General features: G+C 74.0%; 18 protein-coding genes and 1 tRNA gene. 8 read left to right on the top strand and 11 right to left on the bottom strand.

The genetic code is table 11. From position 1 onward, the window contains the following. Window positions 1-33: 33 nt before the first annotated feature. From ACFQ11_RS04020 to ACFQ11_RS04010, 3 genes are all read left to right on the top strand, one after another. A complete protein-coding gene (locus ACFQ11_RS04020; protein WP_378296406.1) occupies window positions 34-798 on the top strand; it encodes a TetR/AcrR family transcriptional regulator in 765 nt (254 codons plus the stop codon). A 214-nt stretch (window positions 799-1,012) separates the two neighbouring features. Further along, a complete protein-coding gene (locus ACFQ11_RS04015; protein WP_378296405.1) occupies window positions 1,013-1,582 on the top strand; it encodes a response regulator transcription factor in 570 nt (189 codons plus the stop codon). Between the two features lie 85 nt (window positions 1,583-1,667). Continuing rightward, window positions 1,668-1,740, top strand: a tRNA-Lys gene (locus ACFQ11_RS04010). Window positions 1,741-1,990: 250 nt separating this feature from the next. Here the strand turns inward: ACFQ11_RS04010 and ACFQ11_RS04005 are convergent. The 8 genes from ACFQ11_RS04005 to ACFQ11_RS03970 form a co-directional block, all read right to left on the bottom strand. Further along, window positions 1,991-3,778, bottom strand: a complete 1,788-nt coding sequence (locus tag ACFQ11_RS04005) for an ABC transporter ATP-binding protein (protein WP_378296404.1) — start codon at window positions 3,776-3,778, stop codon at window positions 1,991-1,993. Next, window positions 3,775-4,284 (bottom strand): TlpA disulfide reductase family protein, encoded by a 510-nt coding sequence (locus ACFQ11_RS04000; protein WP_378296403.1) that lies wholly within the window; start codon window positions 4,282-4,284, stop codon window positions 3,775-3,777. Before ACFQ11_RS04000 ends, ACFQ11_RS04005 begins: the two co-directional genes overlap by 4 nt. 22 nt (window positions 4,285-4,306) lie before the next feature. Then, window positions 4,307-4,831 (bottom strand): MauE/DoxX family redox-associated membrane protein, encoded by a 525-nt coding sequence (locus ACFQ11_RS03995; protein ID WP_378296402.1) that lies wholly within the window; start codon window positions 4,829-4,831, stop codon window positions 4,307-4,309. A 14-nt stretch (window positions 4,832-4,845) separates the two neighbouring features. After that, the gene (locus ACFQ11_RS03990; protein WP_378296401.1) at window positions 4,846-4,986 is read right to left on the bottom strand and encodes a hypothetical protein; all 141 of its coding nucleotides are present in this window, start codon (window positions 4,984-4,986) and stop codon (window positions 4,846-4,848) included. Between the two features lie 158 nt (window positions 4,987-5,144). Next, complete coding sequence (locus tag ACFQ11_RS03985; protein WP_378296400.1) at window positions 5,145-5,651, bottom strand: S26 family signal peptidase; 507 nt, start codon at window positions 5,649-5,651, stop codon at window positions 5,145-5,147. Between the two features lie 55 nt (window positions 5,652-5,706). Next, window positions 5,707-6,720 carry a zinc-binding dehydrogenase gene (locus ACFQ11_RS03980; RefSeq protein WP_378296398.1) on the bottom strand — a complete coding sequence of 338 codons (1,014 nt, stop codon included), beginning with the start codon at window positions 6,718-6,720 and terminating at the stop codon, window positions 5,707-5,709. 121 nt (window positions 6,721-6,841) lie between these two features. After that, a complete protein-coding gene (locus ACFQ11_RS03975; protein ID WP_378296397.1) occupies window positions 6,842-7,459 on the bottom strand; it encodes a TetR/AcrR family transcriptional regulator in 618 nt (205 codons plus the stop codon). A gap of 31 nt (window positions 7,460-7,490) precedes the next feature. Then, window positions 7,491-8,141, bottom strand: coding sequence for a TetR/AcrR family transcriptional regulator (locus ACFQ11_RS03970; RefSeq protein WP_378296396.1), 651 nt, complete (start codon window positions 8,139-8,141; stop codon window positions 7,491-7,493). A gap of 88 nt (window positions 8,142-8,229) precedes the next feature. Between ACFQ11_RS03970 and ACFQ11_RS03965 the strand changes: the two genes are divergently transcribed. Together ACFQ11_RS03965 and ACFQ11_RS03960 are read left to right on the top strand one after the other, a co-directional pair. Continuing rightward, window positions 8,230-9,060 (top strand): SDR family oxidoreductase, encoded by an 831-nt coding sequence (locus ACFQ11_RS03965; protein ID WP_378296395.1) that lies wholly within the window; start codon window positions 8,230-8,232, stop codon window positions 9,058-9,060. A 14-nt stretch (window positions 9,061-9,074) separates the two neighbouring features. After that, on the top strand, window positions 9,075-10,238 hold the full coding sequence (locus ACFQ11_RS03960; RefSeq protein ID WP_378296393.1) for an NADH:flavin oxidoreductase: 1,164 nt from the start codon (window positions 9,075-9,077) through the stop codon (window positions 10,236-10,238). Window positions 10,239-10,247: 9 nt separating this feature from the next. Here the strand turns inward: ACFQ11_RS03960 and ACFQ11_RS03955 are convergent, their stop codons facing one another. After that, window positions 10,248-11,771, bottom strand: coding sequence for a CocE/NonD family hydrolase (locus tag ACFQ11_RS03955; RefSeq protein ID WP_378296392.1), 1,524 nt, complete (start codon window positions 11,769-11,771; stop codon window positions 10,248-10,250). Between the two features lie 80 nt (window positions 11,772-11,851). On the opposite strand from ACFQ11_RS03955, the gene ACFQ11_RS03950 reads away from it, so the two are divergent. Then, complete coding sequence (locus tag ACFQ11_RS03950; RefSeq protein WP_378296391.1) at window positions 11,852-12,439, top strand: TetR/AcrR family transcriptional regulator; 588 nt, start codon at window positions 11,852-11,854, stop codon at window positions 12,437-12,439. 78 nt (window positions 12,440-12,517) lie between these two features. Further along, window positions 12,518-12,670: a hypothetical protein gene (locus tag ACFQ11_RS03945; RefSeq protein WP_378296390.1), complete on the top strand. Its 153-nt coding sequence runs from the start codon at window positions 12,518-12,520 to the stop codon at window positions 12,668-12,670. A 7-nt stretch (window positions 12,671-12,677) separates the two neighbouring features. Here the strand turns inward: ACFQ11_RS03945 and ACFQ11_RS03940 are convergent, their stop codons facing one another. Further along, complete coding sequence (locus ACFQ11_RS03940) at window positions 12,678-13,676, bottom strand: LuxR C-terminal-related transcriptional regulator (protein ID WP_378296389.1); 999 nt, start codon at window positions 13,674-13,676, stop codon at window positions 12,678-12,680. Between the two features lie 294 nt (window positions 13,677-13,970). Between ACFQ11_RS03940 and ACFQ11_RS03935 the strand changes: the two genes are divergently transcribed. Beyond that, a complete protein-coding gene (locus tag ACFQ11_RS03935) occupies window positions 13,971-15,338 on the top strand; it encodes a carbohydrate-binding protein (RefSeq protein ID WP_378296388.1) in 1,368 nt (455 codons plus the stop codon). Window positions 15,339-15,486: 148 nt separating this feature from the next. Here the strand turns inward: ACFQ11_RS03935 and ACFQ11_RS03930 are convergent, their stop codons facing one another. Further along, window positions 15,487-16,767 (bottom strand): acyltransferase family protein, encoded by a 1,281-nt coding sequence (locus ACFQ11_RS03930; RefSeq protein WP_378296387.1) that lies wholly within the window; start codon window positions 16,765-16,767, stop codon window positions 15,487-15,489. Between the last annotated feature and the right edge of the window lie 30 nt (window positions 16,768-16,797).

The raw sequence follows: 16,797 nt of genomic DNA, 5'->3' as shown, positions 1-16,797 counted from the left end.
TACACAGTAATTTTGGTGAGAGCATCGGGGACCATGGGAGACACGACCGAGACCGGCCTGCCGCGCGCTCTCGCGATCGCCTGGGGGGTGCAGGACGTCCCGCAGCGCGGCCCCAGCCGGGGGCTGACGCACGAGCGGATCGTGGCCGCCGCCATCGAGATCGCCGACGCGCACGGGCTCGGTGCCGTGACCATGCAGGCGGTGGCGAAGTCGCTCGACTTCACCACCATGTCGCTCTACCGGTACGTGTCCAGCAAGGACGAGCTGCTGCGCCTCATGCAGGACGCCGCGCTGTCCTTGCCCGAGGAGGTCGAGCTGCCGGACGACTGGCGCGCGGCCCTGCGCGCGTGGGCCGACCTCATCCGGGACGCCTACCGCGTGCACCCCTGGGCGCTCGAGATCCCGCGCGGGCAGGCGGCCGTCCTCATGCCCCGCACGGTCCGCACCGCCGACCTCGGGCTGGCGGCGATGTCGGGCATCGCCCTCGACGACGGCGAGAAGATCGCCGTGCTCCTGCTCATCTCCCAGCACGTCGCCTCGATGGTGGAGCTCGAGCGGTCCCTCGCCGCCGAAGGCGGGTTCACCGCCACCCCCGAGGGGCTGGAGAAGCTCCGCCGGGCCATCGCCCCCGACCGCTTCCCCCACATCGCCGCGATCATGGCCGCCGGGGGCTACGTCGCCGACGCCCCCGCGCCCCCGGACGCCCCCGAAGGGGTGGACGACGAGTACGAGTTCGGCCTCGACCTGCTCATCGCCGGCCTCGAGTCCCTGGAACGCCGCGCGCGGAGACGACCGTGAGGAGGACGGCCGCAGCGGCTCGGACACCTGGGCCGGGCCCAGGCTGAACGAGCAGCCGGACTCCCACGGGCCCCGCGCGGCCGATGCCGCACCCGCCGTTCGGGGGAGATCGCACACGCGCGTCCGTCCCGCTCGGCACGGTTCCATCGACTATGGATCACCGGCCGGTTATGCTCCGTCTTCATACCTGTCAACGACACCCCAAGGGCAACGGATGAGTGTCGATGAAACGGCCCCCCTGCGCGTCCTCGTGGTGGACGGCGACGCCCGGGTCCGCGCCGACGTGATCGCCCTGCTGGAGTCCAGCGACGAACTCTCGGTCGTCGCCGACACCGCCACCGGATCCGCCGCCCTCGCCCTCGCCGAACGCCTGCGCCCCGACATCGTCCTCGTGGACGCCGCCGCGGCCCGGCACTCGACGTCGCTGGCCCGCACCGCCCGCGTGTTCGTCCTCGCCGCACCCGGCGACGGCGCCGCCGCGTCCGCCGTCCGGGACGGCGCCTGCGGCCACCTCGTCCCCGGCGCCTTCACCCCGCAGGACCTGATCCGCGGCGTCCGCGACGCCTCCCGCGTCTCCCTCGGCCTGTCCGCCCGCGAGGCCGAGGTCATGGACCTCATCGCCACCGGCCGCTCCAACGGCGAGATCGCCCGCCAGCTCTTCCTCAGCGAGAAGACGATCAAGAACCACGTCAACCGCATCTACGCCAAGCTCGGCGTCAGCTCCCGCGCCACCGCCATCGCCATGTGGCGGGGCATGATGAGCGTCATGCCGGCGAAGGACTGAAACCGATTCGCACTGCTCCACGGCTCCTGATACTGTTCTTCCTGTCGCCAGGGACACCGGCCAAGGCCGGAGCCCCCAACGACAGGCGCCGTTAGCTCAATTGGCAGAGCAGCGGACTCTTAATCCGCGGGTTCGGGGTTCAAGTCCCTGACGGCGCACCCACGACAAACAGCGACGACCTCTCCGGCGAGAGTCGTCGCTGTCGCCGCATAAGGCGGAATCAAGCCACTCGCGCCCGCCTCCACGCGCACATTTCACGGCCCCATACTTCCGATCCTTCGGGCCCGGCCGTCCCTGCATTCGGACGTTCCGTCAACGCAGAACCCTCGCGGCCGGGTTGGTGGACCGCTTCCGGCGGGAGGTCCTTCAGGTGGTGAAGCCGGACACGGCTTCCGCGAAGGACGCCGGTTAGAGGCGGGGGTCGTAGGGGGTGGCCTGGAGGGTGAAGAGGCGGGCGTAGTCGCCGTTCGCCGCCATCAGGGCGTCGTGGGTTCCGTGTTCGGTGATGCGGCCGTCGCTCAGGACGACGATGAGGTCGGCGTCGCGGACGGTGCCGAGGCGGTGCGAGACGAGGACGCTGGTGCGGCCGTGGCGGTGGCGGCGGAGGGACGCGTGGACGTCGTGCTCCGCCTCGGCGTCGAGGCCCGAGCTGGGCTCGTCCAGCAGGAGCAGGTCGCGGTCGCGGCGCAGGAGGGCGCGGGCGAGGGCGAGGCGCTGCCACTGCCCGCCCGACAGGGCGACGCCCGCGTCCTCCTCGCCGCCGAAGATGCGGCTGAGCATCGTGGCGTAGCCGTTCGGGAGGGCCTCGATCGCGTCGTGGACGCCGGCGCGGCGTGCGGCCTCCCGGACGAGGGCGTCGTCGTGGACGTTCAGGTCGCCGAGGTTGATGTTCTCGGCGGCGGTGAGGTCGTACTCCATGAAGTCCTGGAAGACGACGCCGATCCGTTCGCGGAGTTCGGTGGGGTCGGCGTCGCGCAGGTCCACGCCGTCCCAGGTGATCGAGCCCTTGTCCGGGTCGTACAGCCTGCACAGGAGTTTGACGAGGGTGCTCTTGCCCGCACCGTTCACGCCGACGAGGGCGACGGACCGGCCGGCCGGGACGAACAGGTCGATGCCGCGCAGGATCCAGGGGTGCTCGTCCCCGTAGCGGAACCAGACGTCGCGGAACTCGATGCCGTGCCGCAGGGCGGGGACGGGACGGCCCGGACGCGCGGGCATGCCGGGCTCCGCGGTGACGACGGCCGAGTAGTGCGCGAACATGAGGAGGGCGTTGTGCGCGTCGGCCCACCGGTCGATGACCGAGGCCAGGGCCGCCTGGACGCCCGCGACGGCGGCGACGAACACGGTCACGTCGCCGGGGGTGAGGCGGTTCGAGGCCGCTTCCAGGACGGCCCACACGAGGCCGCCGCCCGCGACGGCGCCGCCGACGAGGGCGAGGAGGGACTGGCCGCGCAGCGTCTTCAGGTCGACCCGGCGTTCGGCGTCGTTGGTCGAGCGGACCTCGGCGAGCATCCGGGCGCGGAAGTGGTCGCCCAGGCCGAAGAGCCGCGTCTCCTTCGCGGCCTCCGGCCGGGTCAGCAGTTCCCCGTAGAACACCTCGCGCCGCATGCCGGGGCTGATCCGCCACATCGTCCGGGCCCGTTCCCGGCTGAGGCGGAGCTGGATCGTGATCGCGGGAAGGGTCGCCAGGAAGATCACCCCGACGAGGAAGGGGTTGATCACCAGGAGGGTGCCGACGAAGCCCGACATGGTGATGAGCGACTGGGCGATGGCGAGGGCGCCGCCGATCAGCCGGTCCGGCGCGTTCTGGCTGGACTCGTGCGCGAGCCGGAGGCGGTCCTGGAACGCGGGGTCCTCGAGGCGGCGCAGGCCCGCGTCGGCGTTGACGGCGCCGAACAGGCGGTCGACGACCAGGGCGCGGACGGCCCGGCGAAGCTGGGCCTGCGCGTAGGTGGAGGCGTGCGGCACGAGGACGACCGACAGCCCGCACGCGGCGAGCCCCGCGGCGAGGAGGGTGAGGGCGTCCCGGTCGGCTCCGCGGGCGAGTCCGTCCAGGACGAGTTTGGTGAGCCACGCGGTGGCGACCGGGGCCAGGCCGGCGAGGACGGCGAGGAGCACGGACGCGGTCGTCGCGGCGGGGTGCGCGCGCCACGCGAGCGCGGCGACGGTCCCGGCCCGCCGGGCGGGTCCGTTCACGTACGGGCCGGCGCGGGCAGCCCGGACGGGTCGAGCGCCGCGGCCGTGACGACCGCGTCCGGCCCGACGACGTAGAAGCCGGGGAAGGCGGGACGGCCGAACGCGGCGGCCACGGGACCGTCCGGCGGTTCGACCACGACGGCGGCGACCGGGGACAGTGCCGCGACGAACGGTTCGGCGTCGTCCCGTCCGCCTTCGACCACCGCCAGGACGGGGCCGGCGGAGCCGCGGGCGCGGTCGGCGAACTCGGGCAGCCGCTCCCGGCAGGAGGCGCACGTGGTGGAGAAGAGGCCCACGATCGTCGGCTCGGTGAAGAACGCGCGGGACACGGCGGTGCCGTCGATGCCGGTCGCGGTGAACTCGCCCAGCGGGGTACCGGGCGGGGTGAACGGGACGGGCGGGGCGGCGGGCCGCTCGCGGAGGCGGCGGACGATCGCCAGGATCAGTACGAGGTCGAACACGCTGAGGAGCCCGACGAAGACGAGGCCCGCGACGAGGTATGGCAACGGTGGTCCCCTTGTGGCCGCGTCAGCGTGGGGCGGGCGCGGTCAGCAGGTCGGTCAGTTCGCCGAAGAAGACGAACACGAGGGTGAGGACGCCCGCGGCGGCGACGGCGACGGCCGCTCCCCCGGGGTGCGCCGGGCCCGGCGCCGTCAGGTGCGCGGCCAGGCCGCCCGCGGCGATCGCCGCGAGCGCGAGGTTGCGGACGACGTGGGGGCGGCCTAGGGGGGCGGTCCCCGTGCCGAAGCAGCGGCAGGCGGCGGGACGGCCGGCGCGGAGCGAGCGGTGGATCGCCGCGGCGAACGCGAGCAGGACGGCGGCGGCCAGCGCGAGGCCGGCGGGCGCGGTCCGCGCGGTCGCCTGCAGGGCGGCGGCGGCCGTCTCGGCGGCCACGACGGCGAGGGCCGTCGCGGTCGCCGGGAGGCCGGGTGCCAGCCCGGGCACCGAGCGCCGGAACTCCGCGAACGCCGCCCGTCCGCGCACCTTGCCGAGCACCGCGACGACGAAGATCGCGGCGATGGCGCAGCGGGCGGCGAGCGCGGCGTACTGCACGATGCCCCGGCGTCCTAGCGGCAGTAGGTCTTACCGGCGTAGATGCAGCAGCGCATGCCGGTGGAGGTCCACCAGCAGGGCTCGGCGCGTGCGGTGGTGGAGGGCAGGAGCCGGTCGAGAATCCGGTCGCCCAGGCGGTTGACTGCACGGATCATGGGGGCCTCCTCCGGTCGTGCCGGTGTCGTACCGGCCGGCGGGGTGTCGTGCGGCGCGTCTCGGAGGTGATCGGCGCTCGCTGCCCAGAAGCTAACCTCGCTGATCATCTCCGGCAAGGGAGCGGGCCCGCGGTGGACCGATCTTGTGGAGTGTGCGATCAACGGTGCCCGCCGGTTGGTGGGTTTGTGCCATGGGACGGCCGTTGACCGGGCGGCGGAGTGACGCTCAAGCGGCGCACCACCACGCCCAGTAGCCGGTCGCCGGGGTACGGTCCGCGGTGGCGGGAGTCGACGCTGTCGGGGTTGTCGCCGAGGACCGCGAGGGTCCCGGCGGGCACCGTCCCGTCCTCGCCGGGGACGCCCGGGGGCAGCGGGTCCCCGGGGAGGGCGGCGACGCGTTTGACGTTCCAGGTGCGGCCGTCGGGTCCCGGCGGGCCCGGCAGGAGGGGGCCGTCCGGGGGCGGTTCCAGGACGACGACGTCCCCGCGCCGGACGCGGTGCAGGGGCCGCCGCCGGACCAGGACGCGGTCGCCTTCGCGCAGGGTGGGCGCCATGCTGGTGCCGCCGACGGTGACGACCACCAGGTTCCCGCGCGCCCATCCGAGGGCGGCCAGCGCCGCCGCGGCGGCGACGCCCGGCGCCAGCCGTCTCCGTGAGATCGACATCCGGCTCATGGCCGACAGATGGTAGCCCGGCGCCGTCCGCGGCGTGCGCGGGCGGTCAGGGGCGCAGGACGAGGCGGATGGGGTTGCCCTCCTTGCCCGCGAGGCGTTCGACGGCCTGGGCGGCGTCGGCGAGGGGGAGGACGTCGCTGACGGACTCGGCGAGGTCGAGGCGGCCCTGCTCGATGAGGCGGACGAGCTGTTCGACGTGCTCGGGTTCGGAGCCGTAGTGCCCGAGCACCTGCTGGCGCAGGTAGCTGAACAGGGTGTCGTGGGCGATGGTGACGGGCCGTCCGCTGAGGCCGACGAGGACGAGCCTGCCGTCCTTGCCGAGGACGCCGAGGGCCTGGTCGCGGACGGCCGGGACGCCCGCGAAGTCGAACGCGGCGGCGAGCCCGCGGCCGCCGGTGGCGGCCTTGACCGTGTCGCCGAAGTCGGCGGCGCCCGGGTCGAGCACGAGGTCGGCGCCGAACCGCAGGGCCCGCTCCCGGGCCGCTTCGACGGGGTCGATCGCGATGATCGGGGCGGCGCCGAGCAGGCGCAGCAGCTTGACGGCGTGGGCGCCGAGGCCGCCGAGTCCCCAGACGCCGACGGCCTCCCCGGCCTGCGTCCGCGCGGTGGCGCCGACGGCCGCCCACGGGGTCGAGACGGCGTCGGGGACGATGCACGCCTGCTCGAACGGGAGCGAGTCGGGGATCGGGACGATCGTCCGTTCCGCGGCGACGGCGAACTGGGCCCAGCCGCCGTCGTAGTCGACGCCGCGGGTGAGGATCCTGCCGTCGAGGTCCTCCTCGCCCGCTTGCAGGAGGACGCGGCGTCCGGGGGCGAACCGGGTCGCGCCCTCCCCGGCCGCCTCGACGACGCCCGCGACCTCGTGGCCGAGCGTGACCTCGTCCCCGCGCAGGTAGAGGGGGGAGAGCGTGCCGTCGATCAGGTGCAGGTCGGACAGGCAGACGCCCGCGGCCTTCACCGCGATCCGCACCTCTCCGTGTCCCGGCTCGGGCACCGGGACCTCCTTGACCGCGAACCTCCGGGTCCGCACGTCCAGCCGTCCGGCCAGCATCTCCGCCATGTCCCCGACCTCCGTGTGCGGGTGCGTGCGTCAACGGGCGGTTCGTACCCGATGCCCGCAGGGTGAAGCGAGGCTCGGTCGCGGCCGCCCGGTCGCCGCCGTTCCGGAACGGCACCGCCGGTCAGGGCAGCGGCGTCAGCAGGCGTTCGACGAGCATGTGCAGGTGGGAGCGGAAGCGTTCGACGGCGACGGCGTCGCGGGGGCCGATGCCCTGGCCGCGCAGCCGGTGCGGGGCTTCCTCCCGGTCGCTGTAGATGATCCCGCCGCTGAGGAACCCGTAGACGCACCACACGATCGTCCACACGAGGTGGTCGGGGTCGACGTCCGGCGGGACCATGGGGCGGACGGCGTCCGCGGCGCGGCGCGACAGCGGCGTCGTGTAGTGCTCCTCGAGGCCCGGGACGTCGGCGGCGTCGCCCATCCAGCGGTGCAGCCACAGCGCCAGGACGTCGGTGCGCTGCACGTAGAAGTCGAGGTAGGCGTCCACGATGCGCAGCACGCCCGGCATGTCCGGGGTGAAGGCGGCCAGCATGGGCTCCAGCGCGTCCCGCTCGGCCTCGTCGGCGCGCAGGAACACGGCCCGGTAGAGCTCGCCCTTGCCGGGGCCGAACGCGCGGACGTCCGCGACGCCGACCCCGGCGGCGTCGGCGACAAGTTGCAGGGACGTCCCGTCGTACCCCAGCTCGGCGAACAGCCGCGTGGCCGTGTCGAGGACCTTGTCGAGCTCCGGTCGTTCCACATTCATCACTTTACGTGATGGCATGATCGCGCTAAGCGCCGCCCTTGGTGGCGGCGCGAGGGAGCCGTCCGGTGACGGGCGGGGCGGTGAGGCCGGCGGTGACGAACGCGATCACGGTGCGGGTCTCGGGGAGCGGCGCGGCGGGCGCGGGGGCGGGCGCGACCGCGCGCCCGTAGATCTCCAGCAGCAGGGTGAACGCCAGCCGCCACCGGTCGGAGATCTCCCGGACGGTCAGGTCCGGGAGCGCGCGGCCGAGCATGACCTCGAACGGCGCCTGCCCGAACCACGGGGAGCCGGCGGGCAGCCGGGACGCGGCGAGCACCGAGCGGGCCAGCAGGTGGCACAGCATGCGGCCCTTGCCGGTGCGGACGAGTTCGTCGAAGGGTTCGACGATCGCGGCGACGAGGTCGGCGACGGCGAACGGCGCGCCGCCGTCCTCCCCGGCGGCGGACCGTTCGGCGATGTCCTCCAGCCGCTCCGCCCACAGCGGCAGCAGCTCGCGTTCGAGGAGGGCGGCGACGAGCCCCTCGCGGGAGCCGAAGTGGTAGTGGACGGCGCCGGGGTTCAGCCCCGCCTCGGCGTTGATCGCGCGGACGGACACCTGGTCGGCGTCCTTGGCGAGGAACAGGCGTTCGGCGGCGTCGAGCAGCCGGTCGCGGGTGGAGGTCGAGGCAGAAGCCATGCGGACATTGCACCACACCTGGTGCAATCGCGATTCAATCAGTGATTGAATGCCGGTGGAGCCGTGCCGATTCGTGAGGAGACCGAGCATGGGAACCTTCGCCGTCACCGGGTCCGCGTCGGGCATGGGCGCGGCCACCCGGGACGTCCTGGCCGAGGCCGGGCACACCGTCATCGGGGTCGACCTGCGCGACGCGGACGTCGTCGCCGACCTCGGCACCCCGGACGGCCGGGCGTCCGCCGTCGCGGAGGTCCTCGCGCGCTGCGGCGGCGCCCTCGACGGCGTCGCGGCCGTCGCGGGAGTCGGGCCGGACATGCCGGACTCCGCCGCCGTGCTGTCGATCAACTACTTCGGGGCGGTCGCCGTGCTGGACGGCCTGCGCCCCGCCCTCGCCCGCTCCGGCGCGGGCCGCGCCGTCGCGATCGCGTCGAACTCGGCGACGACCGTCCCGCTGATCGACGAGGCGCTCGTCGAGCGGGCCCTGTCCGGCGACGAGGACGCCGCCCGCGCGCGGGCCGGCGAGGCCGCGCGGGAGATGCCGAAGGAGTTCGCCGACCTCGCGCCGCCGTCGATCATCGCGTACGCGTCGTCGAAGTTCGCGCTGGCCCGCTGGGTGCGCCGCACCGCCGTCACGCCCGCGTGGGCGCGGCGGGGGGTGCTGCTGAACGCGATAGCGCCCGGCGCCGTGCTGACCCCGCTGATGACCGGCGCGACCGGCGCCGGCGCCGGCCACGACCCCGACGACTTCCCCACCCCGATGCCGCTCGGGATCTTCGGCGAGCCGGAGGACATCGCGTTCTGGGTCCACCAGTTCCTCCGGCCCGAGGCGCGCTTCACCACCGGGGCCGTCCTGTTCGTGGACGGCGGCACCGACGCGGCCATGCGCCCCGACGCGCAGCCGACAGCGATGACACTCTGACCCTGGAGGCGCACATGCCCACCCCGGACGTCTTCGCCCCCGCACGCCTCGGCCCCCTGACCCTCCGCAACCGGACGATCAAGGCCGCGACCTTCGAGGGCATGACGAAGGGCGCCCTCGTCACCGACGAGCTGATCGAGTTCCACCGGGCGCACGCGGCGGGCGGCGTCGCGATGACGACCGTCGCGTACTGCGCGGTCACGCCCGACGGCCGCACCGAGTACGACCAGATCCACTGGCGGCCCGAGGCGCTGCCGGGCCTGCGCCGGCTGACCGACGCCGTGCACGCCGCGGGCGCCGCCGCGTCCGCGCAGATCGGGCACGCCGGGCCGGTCGCGAACGGCCGCTCCAACGGCGTCCCGTCCATCGCGCCGGTCCGGATGTTCAACCCGCAGTCGATGCGGATGACGCGACGGGCGACCCGCGCCGACATCGAGCGGGTCGTGCGCGCCCACGCGGACGCCGCGCGGATGGCGGTCGAGGCGGGATTCGACGCCGTCGAGATCCACCTCGGCCACAACTACTTCGCCAGCTCGTTCCTCTCCCCGAAGCTCAACAGGCGGACGGACGAGTACGGCGGCCCGCTCGCGAACCGCGCGAAGGTCGCGCTCGGCGCCGCCCGCGCCGTCCGCGAGGCCGTCGGCGACCGCATCGCGATCCTCGCCAAGCTGAACATGGACGACGGCGTGCCCGGCGGGTTCTGGCTGGACGAGAGCATCCGGGTCGCGGCGTGGCTCGAGGCGGAGGGCACCGTCGACGCCCTCGAGCTCACCGCGGGCAGCTCGCTGCTCAACCCGATGTACCTGTTCCGCGGGGACGCCCCGGTCCGCGAGTTCGCCGCGGCGTTCGGGGGGCCGATGCGGCTCGGCGTCCGGCTCGCCGGGGAGCGGTTCCTCCGCGCGTACCCGTACGAGGAGGCGTTCCTCCTCGGCGCCGCCCGCCAGTTCCGCGCGGCCCTCGACCTGCCGCTCGTCCTGCTCGGCGGCGTCACCGAACGCGCCACGATGGACCGCGCGATGGCGGAGGGCTTCCAGTTCGTCGCGATGGGCCGCGCCCTCCTCCGCGAGCCCGACCTCGTCAACCGCGTCCAGGCCGACGCGTCGACGAGGTCGCTGTGCGTCCACTGCAACAAGTGCATGCCGACGATCTTCACCGGCACGCGCTGCGTCCTCGCGTGAGCGGCGGCCTCACCCCGCGGTGGTGGGGACGGTCACGGTCGCGGAGGACACCTTGATCCAGCCGGCGGCGCGCTGCTGGTTGAACATCGCGCTGTTCGGGATGATCTGGAGCTTCAGCTTCGTTCCCGGGCGGAGCCGCCACACGACGTCCTCCAGGTCGATCGTCAGCCGGTGCGCGGCGCCGTCCAGCGTGACCGGCACCGGGGTGACCATCCCGTTGACGACCTGCGGGTCCCCCTCGGCCAGCGGCGGGATCACCGACGCGGGCAGGTCGCCCGGCACCGGGACGCTCGCGTCGATGAGCTGCGCGTAGACGGACGTCTTCGCGTTCGTCGCCCGCCCCTGGTACGCCATCGTCAGCTTCGGTGCGCCGACGAGCACCCCGGTGGACGGCGCGTCGACCGGGATCTCGATCGCGTTGCGGGAGTACCCGCCGGTGAACATGGCGCCGGAGTTGTCGGCCGGGCTGAACAGCGTCGTGCCCGAACCGGAGCCGCGGGCCGGCTTCGCCGCCGGGGGCGGGAACGCCTTCGCGGAGTGCCGGGCGCCGGTGTTGTCCGGGTAGGTGAACTCCGGGCCCGTCCGGACGCTCTTGTCGCCGCGCAGGTGGCGCTGGAACCACGCGAGCGTCGCCTCGCGGTCGACGGCCCCGTCGTGCTCGGCGTCCATGCAGTTCGCGTGACCGCCGCACGTCCACACCATCTTCACCGGGGCGCCGTTCGCCTTGACCGTCCGGTACCCGGCGATCGCGTGGCTCACCGGGAACAGCGTGTCGGTGACGCCCTGGACGAACAGGGTCGGGACGTCGATGTTCCGCATGAGGAAGTCGGGGCCGTGCTCCCGCATCCACTGCTCGTCCGCCGCGGTGACCTGCCCGGTGAGCAGCGCCCGCCAGCAGATCGACGACACCCGCGGGTGGAACCTGTTGCCGTTCTGCAGGCCCGCCGAGCACAGCCCGAACGCCCAACCGGCCTTGATCGTCCGGTTGGGGTACAGGGCGTCGTTCAGCGAGTGGTACGTGTAGCCGGGGACGATCACGTCGACGCGGTCGTCCATCCCGGCCGTGACGAGCTGGATGGCGCCGCCGTAGCTGCCGCCCGCCATGCCGAGCCGCGGGTCGCCCCGCCCGTCGAGGCGCACCTCGGGCTGCCGCGCGATCCAGTCGATCAGCGCCCGCACGTCGCGTCCCTCGGCCTGCGGATGGTCGATCTGCACCTCACCCTCGGACCCGAACCCGCGCGGATTCCACGTGATCACGTTGTATCCGGCGTCCAGCAGGTAGCCCAGCTCGCCCGACTCCGGGTCGGTGGCGCCGCGCCCGCCGAACCCCGAGCCCAGCAGGACGGACTCCGCGCGTTCGCCCTCCTTCAGCCCGGGCGCCGGGAAGAAGTTCGTGACGATCTTCGTGCCGTCGAAGGAGGCGACCTCGACCGTGCGCCGCCCGGACGCCTCGGCCGCCGCGGCGGGCGCGGCCGCGAACCCGGCCGACAGCAGAACGGTTCCGGCCGCCAGGGCCGCGATCTTGGAACGCATGCCGGAAACCTAGTGAAGTTCGGGTTTCGCGTCCGGACACGAAACCATCTCATTTCCGCGTCTGGAGTACGGTCGGGCCCGTGACGACCCAACGCAAGCCGCGCGGCCCGTACCGCAAGGGCGTCCGGCGGCGGGAGCAGATCCTCGACACCGCGCTGGAGGTGTTCGCCGGCCGCGGCGACGCGCCCCTGCAGGAGATCGCCGACCGCGTCGGCCTGTCGCAGGCCGGAGTCCTGCACTACTTCGGCTCCCGCGAGGAACTCCTCCTCGCCGTCCTCCGCCGCCGCGACACCCTCGACCTCGCGGCCTGCGAGGGCTCCGACGGCCCGGGCGAGGCCGTCGCCCGGACCGTCCGGCACAACATGGACCAGCCGGGCCTCGTCCGCCTGTTCGTCGCCCTGTCCGCCGCCGCGACCGACCCGTCCCACCCCGCGCACGGGTTCTTCGCCGACCGCTACCGCGACCTCACCGCCACGATCGTCCGCGGGTTCGAGTCGGGCCGGCGCTCCGGCGCGGTCCGCGACGACGAGGACGCCGAGCACATGGCCCGGCTCCTCCTGGCCGTGTCCGACGGCCTCCAGCTCCAGTGGCTCCTCGACCCGTCCCTCGACATGGCCGCCCTCGTCGAGACCTTCGACCGCCTCTGCGCACCACCGAATGACGGTTGACCGCGCCGCTCCGCTCGCCGGGCGCACGACCGGCGCCCGCGTCCCGCCTCCGGCCTGATCCGGTCAACGGCCTCGCTGATGGACGTCCGGTACGACGGCGGGCGGGCCTGCGGCGAGCTCCTCGGAATCGACGCCCGGAACCTGGTCGTGAAGGAGAGGGCGGGCGCCGGTCCCCGGGTGATCCCCGCGCGCACCGTCGTGGCGATGCGGCGGGTCGGTGCCTGCAAGTGAGCCGGGGTCAGATCAGGCCGCGGCGGGCGGCGTGGACGCCCGCCTGGAACCTGGTGCGGGCGTTGAGGGTGCGCAGGAGTCGGGCGACGTGCCGGCTGACCGTGCGCGGGCCCATCCCGGTGTGGCGGGCCACCGCCTCGTCCTTGAGTCCCGCGGCCAGCAGGGTGAGCAGGTGCATGTCGGCGTCGGACAGCCGGGGCCAGACGTCGCGGGTCCCGGGCTCGTGGTCGCCGTGGAACGGGGTGGCCTGTTCCCAGCAGGAATCGAACACGCCGATGAGGACGTCGAGGAGCGTGGACGGGCGGATCAGCGCGGTGATGCCGGGTTCGTCGCCGCGCAGCGGCATCAGCGCCATTTCATCGTCCACGATGATCAGTTTGGCGGGCGGATCGCGCAGCACCCGGGCGCGTTCCCCGAGGCCCGAATCGAGGCGGGCGAGTTCGAGTTTCTCCGGGATGGCGAGAGCCTCCGGCGCATAAATGACGCGATACTCCACGCCGTCCGAGATGCGTTCGCGCTCGATCTCGTTGGGGCGGCGGGGATCGACCGCGTAGGGCGGTTTGTCGATCGCCTTGATCCGCGCCTTCGCGCCGCGCTGGGCGTTCTCGTAACGCTGGACGACCGCGTCCAGGCCGTCGATGATCTCCACCAGTTTCTCGGGGTCCGCGCGCTGCTCGGCGGCCCGCAGATCGCCGCAGAGCCGCTCGGCCTCGATGCGCGCGCGGATGAACTCCGTCTCCCGCATGCGTATGAGCGTCTCGACGACGGCGTCCGGCGGGTTCGGGAAGTAGGCCGGGTCGGCGGACAGGGCGACGTCGACCATGCCGAGCATCTCGAGCTCCCGGAGGAGGCCCGCCAGCATGGACCGGGACTCTCCCGACAGCACCGCGAGCTCGGTCGCGGTGCTGCCCGGGTGGCGCAGCAGCGTCCGGTAAAGGGCCTGCTGCGGCGCGGTGACGCCGAGAGCCGCGAACGGATTCTCCCCGGCTGCGGGGGGCGGGAACATGCCGGCGATTATCTAGCAGGCGGCCGGGGCCGCCAAGAGGCCGCACACGGATTCTGACGGGGCCCGCAAGTTATCGCGCCCGCGGCGACGTCCACTGCACTTTTTCCACCGCCCGATGCGTGCGGGGGCGAATGAGAACATTCGACTTTCCGCCATTCGGGCACGCGAGGCAAGCGCCTTGGATGGCGACTTCCGACAGCGGCGGGAACTCGCCAAACGGCGAACGGAGAGAGCCTTTCCGGCCGGACCCGAAGGCTCTTAAGTTTGCCGCACCCCCCACACCAAGGAGAGACCATGTCTCACAGACGCGGTTTGCGCGTCGCCGTGCTCGCCGCCGGGGCCCTGGCCCTGACCGGCGTGCAGGGCGTCGCGGCGGCCCAGCCGTCCGGGCCGGAGCCCCCCGCGCCGTACTCCGCGGCGACCGTCGCGGACGTGCCGGCGGACGTGCTGAAGGCGATGCAGCGCGACCTCGGCCTCACCCCGGCCCAGGCGAAGGAGTCGCTGGTCAACCAGTTCGAGACCGGTGTCGCCGCGGGCAGGCTGCGGCTGCGGCTCGGCTCGTCCTTCGCCGGCAGCTGGGTCAGCGGCAAGACGGGCGGGACGCTGCACGTCGCCACCACCGACCCCGGCGAGGCGGACGTGATCCGCCGCGGCGCGGCCCGGGCGGAGGTCGTCGAGCACACCCTCGCCGAGCTCACCGCCGTCAAGGCCGAGCTGGACCGCGCGGCCGAGAAGAAGGCGCCGGCCCACTCCCCCGTCTGGTACGTGGACGTCCGCCGCAACCGGGTCGCGGTGCTGAGCTCCGCGCCCGCGAAGGCGCGCGCCTTCGTCGAGGCGGCCGGAGCCGACCTCGGCAAGGTCACCGTGCGGCGGTCGGACATCGAGCCCCGCACGTACTACGACCTGCGCGGCGGCGACGCCTACTACATGGGCAGCGGCGGACGCTGCTCGGTCGGCTTCCCGGTCACCCGGGGCGGGCAGGCCGGCTTCGCCACCGCCGGGCACTGCGGCCGGGCCGGGACGACCACCAGCGGGTACAACCGAGTCCAGCAGGGCACCTTCCAGGGCTCCAGCTTCCCCGGCAACGACTACGCCTGGGTGGCGACGAATAGCAACTGGACCCCGACCGCGCGGGTGAACGGCTACGGCCGCGTCCAGGACCGGGCCGTGGAAGGCTCGACCGTGGCGCAGCCGGGCGCGGCGGTGTGCCGCTCCGGCTCCACGACCGGCTGGCACTGCGGGACCATCCAGCAGCTCAACACCAGCGTCACCTACCCGGAGGGCACCATCTACGGGGTGACGCAGACGACCGTGTGCGCCGAGCCCGGCGACTCGGGCGGCTCGTACATCTCCGGAACCCAGGCGCAGGGCGTGACGTCCGGCGGCTCCGGTGACTGCACGCGCGGCGGCACGACGTTCTTCCAGCCGATCAACGAGCTCCTCCAGGTGTACGGCCTGACGCTGCACACCGGCGGTTCCAACCCGCCCGACGACCCGCCGCCGGACGACCCGCCCCCGGGCGGCACCTGGGCGGCGGGCACCGTCTACCAGGCCGGGGACGTCGTCACCTACGGCGGCGCCAGGTACCGGTGCATCCAGGCCCACCAGGCCCAGCCCGGCTGGACCCCGGACGTCGTGCCGGCGCTGTGGGAACGCGCCTGACGACCGGCACCTGAACCGGCACCCTGAATCGGCGCCCGAACCCGGCTCCCCGGGCGCCGCTCCCAGGACCTGCCCCCGGCGGCGGCCGCCGGGGGCAGGTCCGTGCCGTGGGCCGGGCCGGTACGGCGGCGCGGGCGGCGCCGTCCGCCTACGCCGCCGGATCGGCCGCCGCGCGCCGGCGGAGCACGTGGAGGACGGTCGCGGCGGCCAGGTACGTCACGAGAGTCCAGGCGGGCAGGGCGGCGGGACTGTGGAAGGCGGGGCCCGCCAGGGCGATGCCGATCAGGCCCGCCTGCGCGCCGGCCAGGCAGGCGACGGTGAGGGCGGCGGGCGTCCGGCGGCGGGGCGGACGGGCGGGGCGTTCGGCGCGCGCGAAGAGGGCGAGGAGGGCGGCCAGGACGAGCAGCAGGCACGCCAGCCACGGGACGCGGAGCGCGTACCACTCCCCCGTCCCGATCGGGGGCTGCGGGAAGACGCCGGTCGGGTACAGGACGGCGGCGGCGATCACGAGGGCCGTCATGTGCCAGAGGAAGAGGGTGAGGATCACGGTGCTGACCGCCACGACGGCCGTCCAGGGGCGGGTCCGCCGGAGCCACCGGCCGCCCCGGTCGTGCAGGAGGAGGACGAGGCCCGTCTGGGCGGCGGCGAGGCACAGGAGGGCGAAGGTGGGCGGGGCGGTGTTCTGGACGTCCGCGCCCGGCTCGGCGACCATGCTGACCGGGTAGGGGCCGATCGTGGTGAGCAGGACGAGGCCGCACAGTCCGGCGATGAGCAGGGCCGGCGCCGCCCGTGCGGGCAGGCGGCCGTCCTGCCAGGCGAACCCGAGCTGGTGGACGGCGAGCCACATCAGGAGGTAGTTGGCCGTGCCGCCGTGGGGGACGTCGGCCCACAGGCGGGCGGCGTCGCCGAGGCCGACGAGGACGGCGAGGACGGCCGGGACGGCGAGGCCCCAGCGGCGGTGCAGGGCGTGCATCAGCGGGGTGAGCGCCACCATCGGGAGGTAGGCGGCCAGGAACCAGAGGGGGACGGTCGCGAGCCAGACGGCCGTCCCGACGGGGCCGGGCGGGGCGCCGAGGGCGCGGGCGAGGGCCGCGGACGCGGCGATGACGGCGAGGAACACGGTGGTCGGGCGGAGCAGCCGGTCGGTGCGGGCGAGCAGCCAGGCGCGCCGGTCGGGTTTCAGGGAGGCGGCGTTCGCGAAGCCGCCGGCGAGGAAGAACACCGGCATGACCTGGAACGCCCAGGAAAGCCACCGGGTCCACGGCAGGGCGGTCAGGACGTGGCGGCCGCCGAGGCCGTCGTCGTAGGTGACGATCACGGCGAGCCAGTGGCCGAGCACCACGAGGACGATCGCGACCGCGCGGACCAGGTCGACCCACCGGTCCCGCCGCGGCGGCGTCCGTTCGGCCAGTCGGCGCACTCCGGGCATCGCTCACCCCGCACCGGGAACCGTTCCCGC

The sequence above is a fragment of the Actinomadura sediminis genome, from assembly GCF_042675525.1.
GTDB lineage: Bacteria > Actinomycetota > Actinomycetes > Streptosporangiales > Streptosporangiaceae > Spirillospora > Spirillospora sediminis.
The sequence above is the reverse complement of the archived record's forward strand: the minus strand, read 5'-3'. Positions and strand labels throughout refer to the sequence as shown.

What these genes read in the sequence shown, in the direction of transcription:
- ACFQ11_RS04020 (WP_378296406.1), top strand. Translation starts at nt 34, where the DNA reads ATGGGAGACACGACCGAGACCGGCCTGCCGCGCGCTCTCGCGATCGCC.
- ACFQ11_RS04015 (WP_378296405.1), top strand. Translation starts at nt 1,013, where the DNA reads ATGAGTGTCGATGAAACGGCCCCCCTGCGCGTCCTCGTGGTGGACGGC.
- ACFQ11_RS03990 (WP_378296401.1), bottom strand. Translation starts at nt 4,986, where the DNA reads ATGATCCGTGCAGTCAACCGCCTGGGCGACCGGATTCTCGACCGGCTC.
- ACFQ11_RS03985 (WP_378296400.1), bottom strand. Translation starts at nt 5,651, where the DNA reads ATGTCGATCTCACGGAGACGGCTGGCGCCGGGCGTCGCCGCCGCGGCG.
- ACFQ11_RS03980 (WP_378296398.1), bottom strand. Translation starts at nt 6,720, where the DNA reads ATGGCGGAGATGCTGGCCGGACGGCTGGACGTGCGGACCCGGAGGTTC.
- ACFQ11_RS03970 (WP_378296396.1), bottom strand. Translation starts at nt 8,141, where the DNA reads ATGGCTTCTGCCTCGACCTCCACCCGCGACCGGCTGCTCGACGCCGCC.
- ACFQ11_RS03965 (WP_378296395.1), top strand. Translation starts at nt 8,230, where the DNA reads ATGGGAACCTTCGCCGTCACCGGGTCCGCGTCGGGCATGGGCGCGGCC.
- ACFQ11_RS03960 (WP_378296393.1), top strand. Translation starts at nt 9,075, where the DNA reads ATGCCCACCCCGGACGTCTTCGCCCCCGCACGCCTCGGCCCCCTGACC.
- ACFQ11_RS03955 (WP_378296392.1), bottom strand. Translation starts at nt 11,771, where the DNA reads ATGCGTTCCAAGATCGCGGCCCTGGCGGCCGGAACCGTTCTGCTGTCG.
- ACFQ11_RS03945 (WP_378296390.1), top strand. Translation starts at nt 12,518, where the DNA reads ATGGACGTCCGGTACGACGGCGGGCGGGCCTGCGGCGAGCTCCTCGGA.
- ACFQ11_RS03940 (WP_378296389.1), bottom strand. Translation starts at nt 13,676, where the DNA reads ATGTTCCCGCCCCCCGCAGCCGGGGAGAATCCGTTCGCGGCTCTCGGC.
- ACFQ11_RS03935 (WP_378296388.1), top strand. Translation starts at nt 13,971, where the DNA reads ATGTCTCACAGACGCGGTTTGCGCGTCGCCGTGCTCGCCGCCGGGGCC.
- ACFQ11_RS03930 (WP_378296387.1), bottom strand. Translation starts at nt 16,767, where the DNA reads ATGCCCGGAGTGCGCCGACTGGCCGAACGGACGCCGCCGCGGCGGGAC.